Source organism: Streptomyces gilvus, from assembly GCF_022513565.1.
In the GTDB taxonomy this organism is placed as follows: Bacteria; Actinomycetota; Actinomycetes; order Streptomycetales; family Streptomycetaceae; genus Streptomyces; species Streptomyces gilvus.
Window position 1 is genome coordinate 96,731 of sequence record NZ_JAKWBE010000029.1, and the last position, 16,262, is coordinate 112,992.

11 protein-coding genes and 1 pseudogene are annotated in these 16,262 nt (G+C 66.4%); all 12 read left to right on the forward strand.

The window, feature by feature from the left end:
• The first annotated feature begins 5 nt into the window (after positions 1-5).
• A complete protein-coding gene (gene folC, locus MKW14_RS32890) occupies positions 6-1,490 on the forward strand; it encodes a bifunctional tetrahydrofolate synthase/dihydrofolate synthase (protein ID WP_240868980.1) in 1,485 nt (494 codons plus the stop codon).
• Between the two features lie 4 nt (positions 1,491-1,494).
• Positions 1,495-1,899 (forward strand): DUF4233 domain-containing protein, encoded by a 405-nt coding sequence (locus tag MKW14_RS32895; protein ID WP_240868982.1) that lies wholly within the window; start codon positions 1,495-1,497, stop codon positions 1,897-1,899.
• Between the two features lie 66 nt (positions 1,900-1,965).
• On the forward strand, positions 1,966-2,379 hold the full coding sequence (gene ndk, locus MKW14_RS32900; RefSeq protein WP_240868984.1) for a nucleoside-diphosphate kinase: 414 nt from the start codon (positions 1,966-1,968) through the stop codon (positions 2,377-2,379).
• 266 nt (positions 2,380-2,645) lie between these two features.
• Positions 2,646-3,665 carry a rod shape-determining protein gene (locus tag MKW14_RS32905; protein WP_004001297.1) on the forward strand — a complete coding sequence of 340 codons (1,020 nt, stop codon included), beginning with the start codon at positions 2,646-2,648 and terminating at the stop codon, positions 3,663-3,665.
• A gap of 154 nt (positions 3,666-3,819) precedes the next feature.
• Positions 3,820-4,764, forward strand: a complete 945-nt coding sequence (mreC, locus tag MKW14_RS32910) for a rod shape-determining protein MreC (protein ID WP_240868986.1) — start codon at positions 3,820-3,822, stop codon at positions 4,762-4,764.
• Between the two features lie 13 nt (positions 4,765-4,777).
• Positions 4,778-5,458 (forward strand): rod shape-determining protein MreD, encoded by a 681-nt coding sequence (mreD, locus tag MKW14_RS32915; protein WP_240868988.1) that lies wholly within the window; start codon positions 4,778-4,780, stop codon positions 5,456-5,458.
• Positions 5,459-5,593: 135 nt separating this feature from the next.
• Positions 5,594-7,846, forward strand: a complete 2,253-nt coding sequence (gene mrdA, locus MKW14_RS32920; protein ID WP_240868991.1) for a penicillin-binding protein 2 — start codon at positions 5,594-5,596, stop codon at positions 7,844-7,846.
• Complete coding sequence (rodA, locus tag MKW14_RS32925; protein ID WP_240868994.1) at positions 7,843-9,042, forward strand: rod shape-determining protein RodA; 1,200 nt, start codon at positions 7,843-7,845, stop codon at positions 9,040-9,042. Before mrdA ends, rodA begins: the two co-directional genes overlap by 4 nt.
• Positions 9,043-9,128: 86 nt before the next feature.
• Positions 9,129-10,637 (forward strand): CYTH and CHAD domain-containing protein, encoded by a 1,509-nt coding sequence (locus MKW14_RS32930; RefSeq protein ID WP_240868997.1) that lies wholly within the window; start codon positions 9,129-9,131, stop codon positions 10,635-10,637.
• A 143-nt stretch (positions 10,638-10,780) separates the two neighbouring features.
• Positions 10,781-12,760, forward strand: a complete 1,980-nt coding sequence (locus tag MKW14_RS32935; RefSeq protein ID WP_240869000.1) for a TIGR03960 family B12-binding radical SAM protein — start codon at positions 10,781-10,783, stop codon at positions 12,758-12,760.
• Between the two features lie 542 nt (positions 12,761-13,302).
• Positions 13,303-15,744, forward strand: coding sequence for an nSTAND3 domain-containing NTPase (locus MKW14_RS32940; RefSeq protein WP_240869006.1), 2,442 nt, complete (start codon positions 13,303-13,305; stop codon positions 15,742-15,744).
• A 109-nt stretch (positions 15,745-15,853) separates the two neighbouring features.
• A pseudogene (locus MKW14_RS32945) lies at positions 15,854-16,262 on the forward strand (aquaporin); the annotation flags it as partial.

Consider the following 16,262-nt stretch of genomic DNA (forward strand, 5'->3'; position numbering starts at 1 on the left):
GCCCCGTGAGTGACAGCGACCCCTTCGACGAGATCGTCGCGGCCGAGACCGACCGGGACCCCGATCTCGCGGCCATCGAGGCCGGCAGCCGCACCCTGCGCACCCAGGGCGGCCGGCCGCAGGCCGATGTGCCCGCCCGCCCCGAGGACCCGGAGCTCGACAAGGCTCTGCGCGAGGTCGAGGCGGAGCTGGCGACCCGCTGGGGCGAGACCAAGCTGGAGCCGTCGGTCACCCGCATCTCCGCGCTGATGGACGTCCTGGGCGAGCCGCAGCGCTCGTACCCCTCGATCCACATCACCGGCACCAACGGCAAGACCTCGACCGCCCGCATGATCGAGGCCCTCCTCGGCGCCTTCGAGCTGCGCACGGGCCGCTACACCTCCCCGCACGTCCAGTCGATCACCGAGCGGATCAGCCTGGACGGCGCCCCGATCTCCGCCGAGCGCTTCATCGAGACGTACCAGGACATCAAGCCGTACGTCGAGATGGTCGACGGACAGCAGGAGTACCGGCTGTCCTTCTTCGAGGTGCTGACCGGCATGGCGTACGCGGCCTTCGCGGACGCCCCGGTGGACGTCGCCGTCGTCGAGGTCGGCATGGGCGGCTCCTGGGACGCCACGAACGTCATTGACGGTGACGTCGCCGTCATCACCCCCATCGACCTCGACCACACCGACCGGCTCGGCGAGACGCCCGCCGCGATCGCCGGCGAGAAGTCCGGCATCATCAAGCAGGACGCGACGGTCATCCTCGCCCAGCAGCCGGTGGACGCGGCGCAGGTGCTGCTGAAGAAGGCCGTCGAGGTGGACGCGACCGTGGCCCGCGAGGGCCTGGAGTTCGGCGTGGTCGCCCGTCAGGTGGCCGTCGGCGGCCAGCTGCTCACCCTGCGCGGCCTCGGCGGCGAGTACGACGAGGTCTACCTGCCGCTGCACGGCCCCTACCAGGCGCACAACGCCGCGGTGGCGCTCGCCGCCGTGGAGGCGTTCTTCGGCGTGGGCTCGCAGCGCCCCGAGCCCCTGGACATCGACACGGTCCGCAAGGCCTTCGCGTCCGTGACCTCGCCGGGCCGCCTGGAGGTCGTACGGCGCTCCCCGACCGTCGTCCTGGACGCCGCGCACAACCCGGCGGGCGCCCGGGCCACCGCCGAGGCGGTCGGTGAGGCCTTCGACTTCAGCCGGCTGATCGGGGTGGTCGGGGCGAGCGGCGACAAGAACGTGCGGGGCCTGCTGGAGGCCTTCGAGCCGCTCTTCGCCGAGGTCGTCGTCACCCAGAACTCCAGCCATCGCGCCATGGACGCCGACGAGCTGGCCGCGATCGCCGTCGAGGTGTTCGGCGAGGACCGCGTCCAGGTCGAGCCGCGGCTGCCGGACGCGCTGGAGGCGGCGATCACGCTGGCCGAGGAGGAGGGCGAGTTCGCCGGCGGCGGTGTGCTCGTCACGGGCTCCGTCATCACCGTGGGCGAGGCCCGACTGCTGCTGGGGAGGGGCTGACCGAGTGCGTACGCTCTGTGCTTCCACGCTGATCGGCGAGTTCTTCGTGATCGGCTTCGCGGGACTGGTCGCCATGAAGCACCCCGACCTGTCCATGGGGACGGTCTGGACGGTCAGCGGCATCGCGATGTTCCTGTGCCTGCTGCTGTGCGGCCTGGTGACCCGGCCGGGCGGCATCGCCTTCGGCTGGGCGCTCCAGGCCGCGCTGATCGCCTCCGGCTTCATCGTCCCGACGATGTTCTTCCTCGGCGCGGTCTTCGCGGCCCTGTGGTGGGCCTCGGTGCACTACGGCCGCAAGATCGACGAGGCGAAGGCGAGATTCGCCGCGCAGGAGTCCGACGCCCCGCCCTCCGGCGCCTCCGCACCCAGCTCCTCGACCCCCGGCTCCTCCACACCTGACGCTGTGTGACAGGGCCCCGGACACGCCCTGTAATCTTCGAACACAGCGCCCCCGTACAGATCAATAGGAGCCGTCGTGACCCAGCGCACCCTCGTCCTGCTCAAGCCCGACGCAGTCCGCCGCGGCCTGACCGGCGAGATCATCAGCCGCATCGAGCGCAAGGCCGGCTGGCAGATCACCGCGCTGGAGCTGCGCACGCTGGACCAGGACACGCTGGAGCAGCACTACGGCGAGCACAAGGGCAAGCCCTTCTACGAGCCGCTGGTTCAGTTCATGGCCTCCGGGCCGGTCGTCGCCCTGATCGTCGAGGGTGAGCGGGTCATCGAGGGCGTGCGCGCGCTGGCCGGTCCGACCGACCCGATCGCCGCCGCCCCCGGCTCCATCCGCGGCGACTTCGGCGTCATCGTCCGGGAGAACCTGATCCACGCGTCCGACTCCGAGGAGTCCGCGGAGCGCGAGGTGAAGATCTTCTTCCCGGGCCGCGCGTAACCCCCGAGGCAGCACGTCGGGAAGTTCGGTGTATTGTCCCCGGACTTCCTGCATATGCACCGGCGATCGAGGGAACGAGTGCCCCCGAACGCCCGTCTCCACAAGCGGAGCCGCGCATCATCTGCTGACAATGGCGAAGACCCTCCCGCAGTGTTCGCGAAGGCGCGTCTACGATGGAAGCCTTCACGTCACAGCACCCACTTCGCCGACCTGAAATGCCCTCAAAAGCTCCCAGGAAGGCCAGACGAATCCTGATGGGGAACTCAATGTCGTTCATCGGCCGTGACATGGCTGTCGACCTCGGGACCGCCAACACGCTGGTGTACGTCAGGGGTCGCGGGATCGTACTCAACGAGCCGTCCGTCGTCGCGATCAACACGAACACCGGTGGAATTCTCGCGGTCGGCGCGGAGGCGAAGAAGATGATCGGGCGCACGCCCGGCAACATCGTCGCCGTGCGACCGCTGAAGGACGGTGTGATCGCCGACTTCGAGATCACCGAGCGGATGCTCCGCTACTTCATCCTGAAGATCCACAAGCGGCGGTATCTGGCCCGTCCGCGGGTCGTCGTCTGCGTGCCCTCGGGCATCACCGGCGTCGAGCGCCGCGCCGTCATCGAGGCGTCGTCCCAGGCCGGCGCCCGCCAGGTGCACATCATCGAGGAGCCCATGGCCGCGGCCATCGGCTCCGGCCTGCCGGTCCACGAGGCCACGGGCAACATGGTGGTGGACATCGGCGGCGGCACCACGGAGGTCGCGGTCATCTCGCTCGGCGGCATCGTCACCGCCCAGTCCATCCGCGTCGCCGGCGACGAACTGGACAACGCGATCATCCAGCACATCAAGAAGGAGTACTCCCTCCTCCTCGGTGAGCGGACGGCCGAGCAGATCAAGATCACGATCGGTTCGGCGTACGACCTGGACTCCGACGAGCACACCGAAATCCGCGGCCGGGACCTCGTCTCCGGACTGCCCAAGACCGTCGTCATCTCGGCCGCCGAAGTGCGCAAGGCGATCGAGGAGCCGGTCAACGCCATCGTCGACGCCGTCAAGACGACCCTCGACAAGTGCCCGCCGGAGCTGTCCGGCGACATCATGGACCGGGGGATCGTCCTCACCGGCGGCGGCGCGCTGCTGCGCGGACTTGACGAGAGGCTTCGCCGCGAGACCGGCATGCCGATCCACATCGCCGAGGACCCGCTGGACAGCGTGGCGCTCGGCTCCGGCAAGTGCGTCGAGGAGTTCGAGGCGCTCCAGCAGGTCCTGGACGCCCAGCCGCGCAGATGACGTAACTCTTCGGTTCCGCCGTACGAGATGATCTCCTCTCGTGCGGCGGATCGTCGATATAGAGGCATAAGCTCACCCATAAGCCTCAACAGGCCTCAGCTCACGCATACCTGAACACCCGCACATTCCTATGAGGAAGGCACGGCCGCCGCACGTGAGGGACACGAGAGAGAGCCGGCTGCTCCTGGTGCTGCTGATCGCCGTCGCGTTCGCGCTGATCACGGTGGACATCCGCGGCGGGGAGGACTCCCCGGTCGACGGTGCCCGTCAGGCCGCGGCGACGGTCTTCGGGCCCATCGAGAACGGCGTGTCGTCGGCGGTCGACCCGGTCGGCAACGCCGTCTCCGCGATCCGCGACTCCGGCAGCAAGCACGACCGGCTCGCCCGGCTGGAGCAGGAGAACGCGGCCCTCAAAGCCAGGCTGGGCAGCGACGACCGCAACGCCAGCCGCCTCAAACAGCTCGACAACATGATGCGGATCGCCGGCGAGGGCCAGTACGGCATCAAGGGCGCCGAGGTCATCGCCATAGGGGCGGCCCAGGGCTTCTCCTGGACCATCACCATCGACGTCGGCGCCAACGACGGCATCAAGCGGGACATGACCGTCCTCAACGGCGACGGTCTCGTCGGCCGCGTCACCACCGTCGGCCCGAACACCTCGACCGTCCTGCTCGCCAACGACCCCGACTTCACCGTCGGCACCCGCATGGAGGGCAGCGACGAACTCGGCTTCGCCTCCGGCCAGGGCGACCGGCCGCTGCGCGTCGAACTCCTCAACGGCAAGGCCGACGTGAAGAAGGGCGACCGCCTGGTCACCTTCGGCTCCGAGGCCGACAAGCCCTTCGTGCCCGGTGTCCCGGTCGGCGTCGTCTCCCGCGTCGAGCCCTCCGAGGGCGGCCTGACCCGCACCATCTACGTCACGCCCTACGTCGGCTTCACCAAGCTGGACATCGTCGGCGTGGTCGTCGAGGCCCCGAAGAGGGACCCGCGCGACACGGTGCTCCCGCCCAAGCCCCAGCCGACCCCGACGCCGACGGTGACCGTCACGGTCACCCCCTCGGCGACCGCGTCCCTCGACGGCCAGACCCAGCAGCAGTAGGAGCTGAATCCCCATGCGCGTCAACCGGATCCTGCTCTCCTCGGCGCTGGTCGTCATCGCCCTGGTGGTCCAGGTGAGCGTCCTCGCCCGGCTCCATCTCCCCGGCGCCGTCCCCGACTTGCTGCTGCTGACCGTCCTGGGCCTCGCCATGGTGTACGGCCATGTGGGCGGCGCCCTCGTCGGCTTCGCCGCCGGCCTGCTCGCCGACCTCGCACCCCCGGCCGACCACGCGGCCGGCCGCTACGCCCTGGTGCTGTGCGTCACCGGCTACCTCGCCGGGCTGATCAAACCGGAGAACGGCAGACTCAAGTCGGCCACCGGCCCCATGGTCGTCGTGGTCGCCGCCGCCATCGGCTCCACCCTGCTGTACGCCGGTGTCGGCGCCCTCGTCGGCGACACCGCCGCCCGCCATGTCGGCCTGGTCAGCCTGCTGTTCACCGCCGCCCTCTACGACCTCCTGCTCGCCCCCTTCGTGGTCCCCGGGATCATGGCGCTGGCCCGGCGCGCGGACAACGACCCGCTCGCCGAGACCTCCTCCGCCGGAAAGAAGGCCACCGACATTTCCTCCGGCTGGATCTCCAACGGCACCGGCCTCAAGATCGGCGGCCAGCGCGGCGGCCTCGGCTCCCTGAAGACCCGGGCCCGCACCCGCACCGCGCGGGTGGGCCGCATCAAGGGGGTCAAACGGCTGTGAGAACAGCGGAGTTGGCGGCGGCGTTCACAGCTTGGTCGGATATGACACACCTACACGCTGAGAGGGGGAGGCAGCCGCAGTGACCAACGCCCACCCGTCTCCCACCACCACCCTTCCAAGGAATGGGCTACGCCCATGACCAACATTCCCGAGACGGGTCGCACCCCACGGGTCCAGATCAGGCTCGTCGTCATCCAGATCCTCGTCCTCTCCCTGCTCGGCACCCTCGGCGGCCGGCTGTGGTACCTGCAGATCCGGGAGGGCGCGCAGTACCAGAAGGAGGCCACGGGCAACCACGTCCAGCAGGTCGTCCAGCCCGCCGTGCGCGGCTCGATCCTGGACGCGCGGGGCGTGCCCCTCGCGGACAACGAGACCCGGCTGGTCGTCTCCGCCTCCCGCACCGACCTGCTGAAGATGACGGACGACGGCAAGGCCGTCCTCACCAAGCTGGCCGGGGTCCTCGGCATGAAGCCCGCGGAGGTCATGCAGAAGGTCCGGCTGTGCGACGCCAAGACGCCCCAGCCGTGCTGGAACGGCTCGCCCTACCAGCCCATCCCGATCACCGACGAGGCGACGCCCCGTCAGGCCCTGCAGATCCGTGAGCGCTCCGAGGACTTCCCCGGCATCACCGCCGAGCCCGAGGCCGTACGCCGCTACCCCTCACCAGGCAAGGCCAACACCGCCCAGGTCCTCGGCTACCTCTCGCCGGTCACCGACGACGAGATCCAGCAGGCCAAGAACACCGACTCGCCCTATCTGCGCTCCGACCAGGTCGGCCGCTCGGGCCTGGAACGCGAGTACGACAAGAAGCTGCGCGGCAAGGCCGGCGTCACCCGCTACGAGGTCGACAACCTCGGCCGGGTCATCGGCAAGGCCAAGTCCGACGCCGCCGAGCCCGGTTCGAACCTGGTCACCAGCATCGACTCCCGCGTCCAGCGGGTCGCCGAGTACGAGCTGAACACCGCGATGAAGAAGGCCCGTGAGCAGTTCGACTCGATCACCGGCGAGAACTACAAGGCCGACTCCGGTGCCGTCGTGGTGATGGAGGCCAAGACCGGCCGTATCGTCGCCATGGCCTCCGCGCCGACCTACGACCCGAACGTCTGGGTGGGCGGCATCTCCGCCAAGGACTACCGGCAGCTCACCGGCAAGGACTCCGACTACCCGCTGCTCAACCGGGCCATACAGGGTCAGTCCGCGCCCGGTTCGACCTTCAAGGTGGTCTCCACGGCCGCCGCCGTCGAGGCCGGCTACGCCTGGGACGGCGGCTACCCCTGCACCAGCTCGTACTCCGTGGGCGGCCAGGTCTTCAAGAACTTCGAGGGCGAGAACTTCGGCCCCATCTCCCTCGGCCGCGCCCTGGAGGTCTCCTGCGACACCGTCTTCTACGGCCTCGCCGACCAGCAGTGGAAGAAGGACGGCGGCATCAACCCCAAGAAGGGCCAGCCCAAGGACTACTTCTACAAGGCCGCGCACCAGTTCGGCCTCGGCAAGGAGACCGGCGTCGACCTGCCCAACGAGGTCACCGGCCGCGTCCCCGACCGCCAGTGGAAGGAGGCGTACTGGAAGGCCAACAAGGACGCCTGGTGCAAGTCCGGCAAGAAGAACGGCAGCTACGTCGAGCGGATCGCCTACGAGAACTGCCTCGAGGGCAACAAGATGCGCGAGGGTGACTCGATCAACTACTCCATCGGCCAGGGCGACACCCTCGTCACGCCGATCCAGGAGGCCATGATCTACGGGGCGCTCGCCAACGGCGGCACCGAGTACGTGCCCACCATCGGCAAGGCCGTCATCAGCGCCGACGGCAGGACCGTCCAGGAGATCAAGCCCAAGGTCAAGGCGAAGCTGCCGGTCACCCAGGCCACCCTCAAGGGCATCGACAAGGCCCTCGCCGGCGTCATCACCAGCGGTACCGCAGCCTGGAAGTTCCAGGGCTGGCCCCAGGACAAGATCGAGCTGCACGCCAAGACCGGTACCGCGGAGGTCTACGGCAAGCAGACCACCTCCTGGCTCGCCACCTACTCCAAGGACTACACGATCGTCATGACGATCGCCCAGGCCGGTACGGGCTCCGGCGCCTCCGGTGAGGCCGTCCGCAACATCTACAGCGCCCTCTACGGCGTCCAGCCCGACGGCTCCATCGACAAGAGCAAGGCACTGCTGCCCACCCCGCAGACGGGCCTGCCGAAGGTCAAGGCCGACGGCACGATCGCCTCCCCGAAGGTCGCCAAGGACCCCGTCAACGACCTCCAGAAGGCCACCGAACAGAGCACCGCCTCCCCGGACGGCACCCAGCCCGCCGGGACCACCCCCTCACCGACGGCCACCAACCGCAACACCCGCAGGCGACCTCGTAAGAGGGGAAGCCGGAGGATGCCGACATGACCGGTGCCAACAGCTTCTCCGTCTCCGGGTACGGGCCCCGGCCCGCGGGCTGGACCCGGCTGCTCGCCCGCGACTCGCTCACCCGCCGGCTGGACTGGCCGATGCTGCTGTCGGCCGTCGCGCTCTCCGCGATCGGCTCGCTCCTGGTCTTCTCCGCGACCCGCAACCGCACGGAGATCAACCAGGGCGACCCGTACTACTTCCTGATCCGGCACATCATGAACACCGGCATCGGCATCGCCCTGATGGTCGGCACGATCTGGCTCGGCCACCGCACCCTGCGCAACGTGGTGCCCATCCTCTACGGCCTCTCCCTGTTCGGGGTGCTGCTGGTGCTCACCCCGCTCGGCGCCACCATCAACGGCAGCCGCAACTGGATCGTCCTCGGCGGCGGCTTCTCCCTGCAGCCCGCCGAGTTCGTGAAGGTGTCGATCATCCTCGGCATGGCCATGCTGCTCTCGGCCCGGGTGGACGCGGGCGACCGGCCCCACCCCGACCACCGCACGGTCCTGCAGGCGCTGGGCCTGGCCGCCGTACCGATCATGATCGTGCTGCTCATGCCCGACCTCGGCACGGTCCTGGTCCTGGTCACGATCATCCTCGGCGTGCTGCTCGCCTCCGGCGCCTCCAACCGCTGGATCTTCGGCCTGCTCACGGCCGGCATCGTCGGCTGCATCGCCATCTGGCAGCTGCACATCCTGGACGAGTACCAGATCAACCGCTTCGCCGCCTTCGCCAACCCCAGCCTCGACCCGGCCGGCGTCGGCTACAACACCAACCAGGCCCGTATCGCGATCGGTTCGGGCGGACTCACCGGCGCCGGGCTCTTCCACGGCTCGCAGACCACCGGACAGTTCGTCCCCGAACAGCAGACGGACTTCGTCTTCACGGTCGCGGGGGAGGAGCTGGGCTTCGTCGGCGCGGGACTGATCATCCTCCTGCTCGGCGTGGTCCTGTGGCGGGCCTGCCGGATCGCCCGCGACTCGACCGAGCTGTACGGCACGATCGTCGCGGCCGGCATCGTCGCCTGGTTCGCCTTCCAGTCCTTCGAGAACATCGGCATGACCCTCGGGATCATGCCGGTCACCGGCCTGCCGCTGCCCTTCGTTTCGTACGGCGGCTCGTCCATGTTCGCGGTGTGGGTCGCCGTGGGACTGCTGCAGTCGATCAAGGTGCAGAGACCCATGTCGGCATAGGACATCCCACGTTGCCCCTGGGTCCGCCCGGCATTCATGCCCGATGGTCCCTGCCGCCGGGAGCGGAATCCCATTAGATTCAGGTCATGGCGGACACAAAGCGCGAGATCGAGCGGAAGTACGAATCCGACGACAGCGGCCTGCCGGACCTGACCGGCGTGGCCGGTGTCGCGGCCGTCATCGACAAGGGTGTCGCCCACCTCGACGCCACCTACTACGACACCGCCGACGAGCGCCTCGCCAGGTCCTCCATCACCCTGCGCCGCCGCACCGGAGGCTCCGACGCCGGCTGGCATCTGAAGTTCCCCGTCGCCCCCGGCGTCCGCGACGAGATCCGCGCCCCGCTCTCCGACACCGTCCCGCGCGTCATCGCCGGCCTGGTCCGCTCCCGGATCCGCGACGCCGAACTGCTGCCCGTGGTCCGCCTGCGCTCCGACCGCGACCTGTGGGACCTCGTCGACGCCGACGGCCGGCTGCTCGCCGAGGTGAGCATGGACGCCGTACAGGCCGAACGGCTCACCGACGCCGGCGGCAGCGCCCAGTGGACCGAACTGGAGGTCGAACTCGCCGACGACGGCGACCCCGCCTTCCTCGACAAGGTCGACAAACGGCTGCGCAAGGCGGGCGTACGGCCCTCGAAGTCCGCGTCCAAGCTGGCCCGGGCGCTCGCTCAGACGGCACCCCGCGGCAGGAAGAAGCGCAAGCCGGCCCCCGCCGAGGCCCCGGTGACCGCCGGCGACCACGTCCTCGCCTACCTGCGCGAACAACGGGACGCGATCGTCGCGCTCGATCCCGCGGTACGCCAGGACGCGTACGACTCCGTGCACCGCATGCGGGTCGCCACCCGGCGCATGCGCAGCGCCTTCCGCTCCTACGGCAAGGTCCTCGACCGCCAGATCACCGACCCGCTCGGCGAGGAGCTGAAGTGGCTGGCCGGCGAACTCGGCGTCGACCGCGACCGCGAAGTGCTGACCGAACGCCTCACCGCCGCCCTCGCCGAGGTGCCCCGCCCCCTGATCCACGGCCCCGTCCGCACCCGCATGCGCCTGTGGGCGAGCGCCCGCCGAGGAGGCTCGCGCCGCAGACTGACCGGCGTCCTCGACTCCAAGCGCTACCTCACTCTGCTCGACGCCCTGGACGCGCTGGTCGACGCCCCGCCCCTGCTGAAGGCCGCCGGCGGAAAGCCCGAGAAGGTGATCTCCAAGGCCGTACGGAACGACTTCGGAAAGCTCACCGAGCTCGTCGAACAGGCGGTGGCCCTGCCGCCCGGCCAGGACCGCGACCTCGCCCTGCACGAGGCCCGCAAGAAGGCCAAGCGGACGCGGTACTCGGCGGAGGCGGCCGTCCCCGCGCTCGGCGACCCGGCGACCGCCCTGCTGAAGTCGATGAAGTCCCTCCAGACCCTCCTCGGCGACCACCAGGACAGCGTCATGACCCGCCAGACCCTGCGCGAGCTGTCCGCCGTGGCGCACGCGGCGGGGGAGAGCTCCTTCACGTACGGCCTGCTGTACGGGCGCGAGGAGCGGCGCGCGGAGCGGGCGGAGACGGAGCTGCCGGGGATGTGGGCGTCGGTGAAGGACGGTGCGGGCCTCTGACCGTGCGGTGGTCATCCCACCGTGCGGTGGTCCTCCGGCCGTACGGAGGAGGGCTCGGCCCGCGTTAGGCTAGATGGTCACCCCTGTCGGATCACTGCTGTGAGTCCTGTCAGATCCGTCCGTCCCTTACGAAGGTTCGCGAGATGCCTGCCGAAGTCACTGCGGCCGCCGAGTCTGTGTTCCCGCAGCTCGAAGCTCTGCTCCCGCACGTGCAGAAGCCGATCCAGTACGTCGGCGGAGAACTCAACTCCACGGTCAAGCCGTGGGAGTCCTGTGACGTCCGCTGGGCGCTGATGTACCCCGACGCCTACGAGGTCGGCCTGCCCAACCAGGGCGTCATGATCCTCTACGAGGTGCTGAACGAGCAGGAGGGCGTCCTCGCCGAGCGCACCTACAGCGTGTGGCCGGACCTGGAGGCGCTGATGCGGGAGCACGGCGTCCCGCAGTTCACGGTGGACAGCCACCGCCCGGTGAAGGCCTTCGACGTGTTCGGCCTGTCCTTCTCCACCGAGCTGGGCTACACGAACATGCTCACCGCCCTGGACCTGGCCGGCATCCCCCTGGAGTCGAAGGACCGCACGCTCGACGACCCGATCGTCCTCGCGGGCGGCCACGCGGCCTTCAACCCCGAACCGATCGCGGACTTCATCGACGCGGCGATCATCGGCGACGGCGAGCAGGCCGTCCTCGACATGACGAAGATCATCCAGGCCTGGAAGGCGGAGGGCCGCCCCGGCGGCCGCGAGGAGGTCCTCCTCCGCCTCGCGAAGACCGGCGCGGTCTACATCCCCGCCTTCTACGACGTCGAGTACCTCCCCGACGGCCGTATCGCCCGCGTGGTCCCCAACCGCTCGGGTGTGCCGTGGCGCGTTTCCAAGCACACGGTCATGGACCTCGACGAATGGCCCTACCCCAAGCAGCCGCTCGTCCCCCTGGCCGAGACGGTCCACGAGCGCATGTCGGTGGAGATCTTCCGCGGCTGCACCCGCGGCTGCCGCTTCTGCCAGGCCGGCATGATCACCCGCCCGGTCCGCGAGCGTTCCATCACCGGCATCGGCGAGATGGTCGACAAGGGCCTGAAGGCCACGGGCTTCGAGGAGGTCGGCCTGCTCTCCCTGTCCTCCGCGGACCACTCGGAGATCGGCGACATCGCCAAGGGCCTGGCCGACCGCTACGAAGAGGACAAGATCGGCCTGTCCCTCCCCTCCACCCGCGTCGACGCCTTCAACGTCGACCTGGCGAACGAACTGACCCGCAACGGCCGCCGCTCCGGCCTGACCTTCGCCCCCGAGGGCGGCTCGGAACGCATGCGCAAGGTCATCAACAAGATGGTCTCGGAGGACGACCTCATCCGGACCGTCGCCACGGCCTACGGCAACGGCTGGCGCCAGGTGAAGCTCTACTTCATGTGCGGCCTGCCCACCGAGACCGACGAGGACGTCCTGCAGATCGCCGACATGGCGACCAAGGTGATCGCCAAGGGCCGGGAGGTCTCCCGCTCCAACGACATCCGCTGCACGGTCTCCATCGGCGGCTTCGTCCCCAAGCCCCACACCCCCTTCCAGTGGGCGCCCCAGCTCTCCGCCGAGGAGACCGACGCCCGCCTCGAGAAGCTCCGCGACAAGATCCGCGGCGACAAGAAGTACGGCCGCTCGATCGGCTTCCGCTACCACGACGGCAAGCCGGGCATCGTCGAGGGCCTCCTCTCCCGCGGCGACCGCCGCATCGGCGCCGTCATCCGCGCCGTCTACGAGGACGGCGGCCGCTTCGACGGCTGGCGCGAGCACTTCTCCTACGACCGCTGGATGTCCTGCGCCGACAAGGCCCTGACCCCCCTCGGCGTGGACGTCGACTGGTACACCACCCGCGAACGCTCCTACGAGGAGGTCCTCCCCTGGGACCACCTCGACTCCGGCCTCGACAAGGACTGGCTCTGGGAGGACTGGCAGGACGCCCTCGACGAAACAGAGGTCGAGGACTGCCGCTGGACGCCTTGCTTCGATTGCGGGGTGTGTCCGCAGATGGATACTTGGGTACAAGTGGGCCCGACCGGCAAGAAGTTGCTCCCGCTGACGGTCAAGAACGCAGGTCAGCCGCCCGCTTCGGGTGGTCACGAGCACTGACGTGAGCGAGCCTCTTGCGCGGATTGCTGAGGCCCTGGCGGGGGCGAGTGAGGACGAAGTCGTCGCCGCCCTGGCTGCTGCCGGCGCTTCAGTGCGGCGGCCGTCGACGGCGCAGCGCGGGCCTAAGACGCCCTTGCCGGGGCCTGGAAACGCTTCGGGCATCCACTCAGAGGTGGAGTGGGTCTGAGTCGCCGTAGGGCCTCTGCGGGGCAGTGAAGGCTTCCGAGTCCCCCTCAGAGTTCTGGAGGGGGACTGCGGCTTCTTGTCAGTTGACGAGACCGAGCGGCGAATTCGCGCGCTGGTAAACGGGTTGGTGAGCTGACATCGTCAAGCCGTCGGTGGAACCGCCCCCGCCTACAGATCGATGCTTGAGCGGTCGGAACAGCCGCTTGCGCCACCGCACTGGTCGGCTCTGGTACCCGGACGGCTGCAGGTTCACCTGCCTGCATGAGCTGGTTCGATCTTGTACCCCTCCTCGATGTGTCGGTGGAGGTATGTCGAAACAGGGCGCCAAGAGGCGGAGTTGAAGGCATCATGGCTGCGTGGCTAGAAACTACGGAGACTTGTCGCCTTACGACTTTGAAGTTCTGGTCCGGGACATCCTTCAATCGGAGACAGGGCAGCGCTTGGAGACGTTCCCCCCGGGGCGCGACGGCGGGATCGACGTAAGGCTGTATCGGGATAACCGGGAAGAGCTCATCGTTCAATGCAAGCACAGTCCCGGTAGGAATTTCTCAGCCATAAAAGGAGAGCTCAAAAAAGAGGCGGCGAAAGTCTCCGGCAGGTTCAACTGTCGGTACATTCTTGCATCCAGCGCCTCTTTGACACGCGCCAACAAGAAGGAGATATCTTCGATTTTTTCCGGAGTGAACCTTGCCGAGAATGATGTCTGGGGGGTTGACGATCTGGAAAACTATCTCCGCATTCACCCAGGTGTGGAACAGGCGAACTTCAAACTCTGGATTACATCAACGGCGGTATTGCAGAGACTCCTGCATTCGGAAGTGTATGAGAGAAGTGCCGGTCTTGTCGAACAGATCTCTGCTCGAACTAGGTTGTATGTCCAGAATGATGCATTCCCTCATGCGCAAGAAATTCTCGAAAAGTATGGGGTCTGCCTAATCTCGGGACAACCAGGAATCGGTAAGACCACCCTGGCGGAAATGCTTCTCCTTAGGGCTCTTTCTGGTGACTGGAGTGTTTATGTTGCCTCCGAAGACATTGCGGACATCGAGAAAGTGTGGAGGCGTAACGAAAAGCAGATATTCTTCTATGACGACTTCCTTGGGCAGAATTCTCTCGTTGATAAGCTAAATAAGAACGAAGATAGCCGCTTGGCTCAGGTCATCAAGCGAATTCAGGCTGCCCCTGACAAGAGGCTGATCCTGACCACGCGCGAATACATCTTGCGTCAAGCACGGCAGACGTACGAACCCTTGCGGCGTGTAGCAGTTCTAGACAATAGGCGGTTTATTCTTGACCTGCGCCACTACACTCGCTATCAGAAAGCGCACATTCTTTACAACCACATCCATTTCTCTGGGATGTCGAGCAGTGCCCGCCGTACCATTCTGGACAATCAAAGGTATCGTAAGCTAATTGAGCATCGAAACTATAACCCGCGCCTGATTGAGTTGATCACGGCTTCATATGATGAAGAAGGGGCGGCGCCGCTTAAATTCTCTGACTACGCTGAGAGCGCCCTAGATGACCCAGCGCATCTATGGGAGACTATTTATGAAGATCAGCTATCTGACGTAGAGAGAAACCTACTGGCGGTCCTTTCTACGTTTCAGGCTGAGGTGGATCTTGGGGACCTTGAAGAGGCGGTGCTCGCCTATGAATCTGCTTGCGGCGCTCACCACTCATCGCGCCGACAAATAATGGCGGCGCTAAAGAGGCTGCAAGGAACTTTCGTCACGATTGAGAGTACCTCCTCACAAACGGCGGCTACTGAGCAAGATCACCAAGTCATCTTCGTCGGATTTTCGAATCCTTCCTTCAGTGACTATGTCTGCGGCTACTTGTCGTCTCGCGAGTCGGAACTCGATGAGTTGATTGACGGCTGTGTCTTTTTCGAGCAGCTAACAACCATCTGGACTTGGGCTGAAGGCAGCATCTACAAGTACTACTTGACCAAGCAGCACAGGGACTCCTCGACAGCGAGAAGGATGCAGCGGATCAGGCCCAGATTTACCTTGGAGAAGTTCACGCAAGCCCTTTTCCGTACTCGTGAAATGAAGTCAAGTATTTGGAACACGTTTCCGAAGAGGCCCAGGAGAGAAAGCTTCTCTCAAGCGGAGAGAGATCGCCAAATTCTTCGAATGGATGGCCGTTCGGAACGGGTCATGCTTTCTATGGTTGAGAGGAAGCAGTTAATCGCTGCATGCCTCGCGCGACTCGAAAAGGCTTCTGCGGCTACCATGTACTTGTATCTGGAGAGCGAAATTGCGGTTATAAAGCAACTCGCTGCCACTGTAGAGGATATGGTGCCCATTTCTGCGCTTCGGGATAAGGCGATGGAAGTCTGTGCTAATGATTTGAGCTCTCCTGAAGATTTTGAATACTATCTTCAGCTACTTAGTTTGCCGGGGGCGGCCAATATTCCCGATATTACACGCGAGGTTGAAGATTTGCGGCGAAAGTTTATCTCTTTCGTCAGTGAATGGGATGAGGCTAGCGCTAGTGATGCAAATACTGTTTCTGACTGTGAAGATGCGGTTGGGAGGCTGCTGTCTGTCGCTGCAGAACTCGACGTTCAAGACGCGGTAATAACTCCAACGCTTGATGCTTCCCGTGCGCGCTTTCAGGAAGAAGAGGATCGAATCGATTTCGAAGAGGACCGGGATTACGAAGAACGTATGGCAGCTGAAGACCTGCGGCAGGCTAATGAGGCGGAGGATCGTCAGCCTCTTTCCTTGAGTGACCTACGAGGGTCCTCCGAAAATGAAAGTATTGATAATATGTTCGACACGCTCAGGTGACTTCCTTGGGTACTTCCGATGGGCGGATGGAGATCCCTGCACGTAGTGAATTCAGAACGGGAGTTCGGCCCCGGCGGTTCCACGCTTGATGGCCAGGATCTGTGCATGGACTCTCGCGGCCTGGTTCTCCGGGCGCACAAGTGGAGACGCACTGACCGTGCGGGAGCTGGCCGCGTACATCTCGGCTCAGACTGTGGGTGCGGTCGCCGGTTCGGTCCTCGCTGATGCCATGTTCGCCGAACCGCTCGTGAAGTGGTCCACGCACGACCGTTCCGCCGGTCACCTGTGGCTGGCCGAGACGGTCGCGACGGCTGGGCTCGTGGTTCTGATCTTCGGCTTGACCCGTACGGTGCGCGCGCACCTGGCTCCGGCGGCCGTGGCGCTCTACATCGGTGCGGCGTACTGGTTCACCTCGTCCACGTCCTTTGCCAACCCGGCAGTGACCATCGGGCAGGCCTTCACGGACACGTTCGCCGGAATCGCGCCGGCCTCCGTCCCGCCGTTCGTCATCGCCCAAC

Bases quoted from the DNA above. Each gene is read 5' to 3' on its own strand.
- MKW14_RS32905 (WP_004001297.1), top strand. From the start codon at position 2,646: ATGTCGTTCATCGGCCGTGACATGGCTGTCGACCTCGGGACCGCCAAC.
- mreD (WP_240868988.1), top strand. From the start codon at position 4,778: ATGCGCGTCAACCGGATCCTGCTCTCCTCGGCGCTGGTCGTCATCGCC.
- mrdA (WP_240868991.1), top strand. From the start codon at position 5,594: ATGACCAACATTCCCGAGACGGGTCGCACCCCACGGGTCCAGATCAGG.
- rodA (WP_240868994.1), top strand. From the start codon at position 7,843: ATGACCGGTGCCAACAGCTTCTCCGTCTCCGGGTACGGGCCCCGGCCC.
- MKW14_RS32930 (WP_240868997.1), top strand. From the start codon at position 9,129: ATGGCGGACACAAAGCGCGAGATCGAGCGGAAGTACGAATCCGACGAC.
- MKW14_RS32935 (WP_240869000.1), top strand. From the start codon at position 10,781: ATGCCTGCCGAAGTCACTGCGGCCGCCGAGTCTGTGTTCCCGCAGCTC.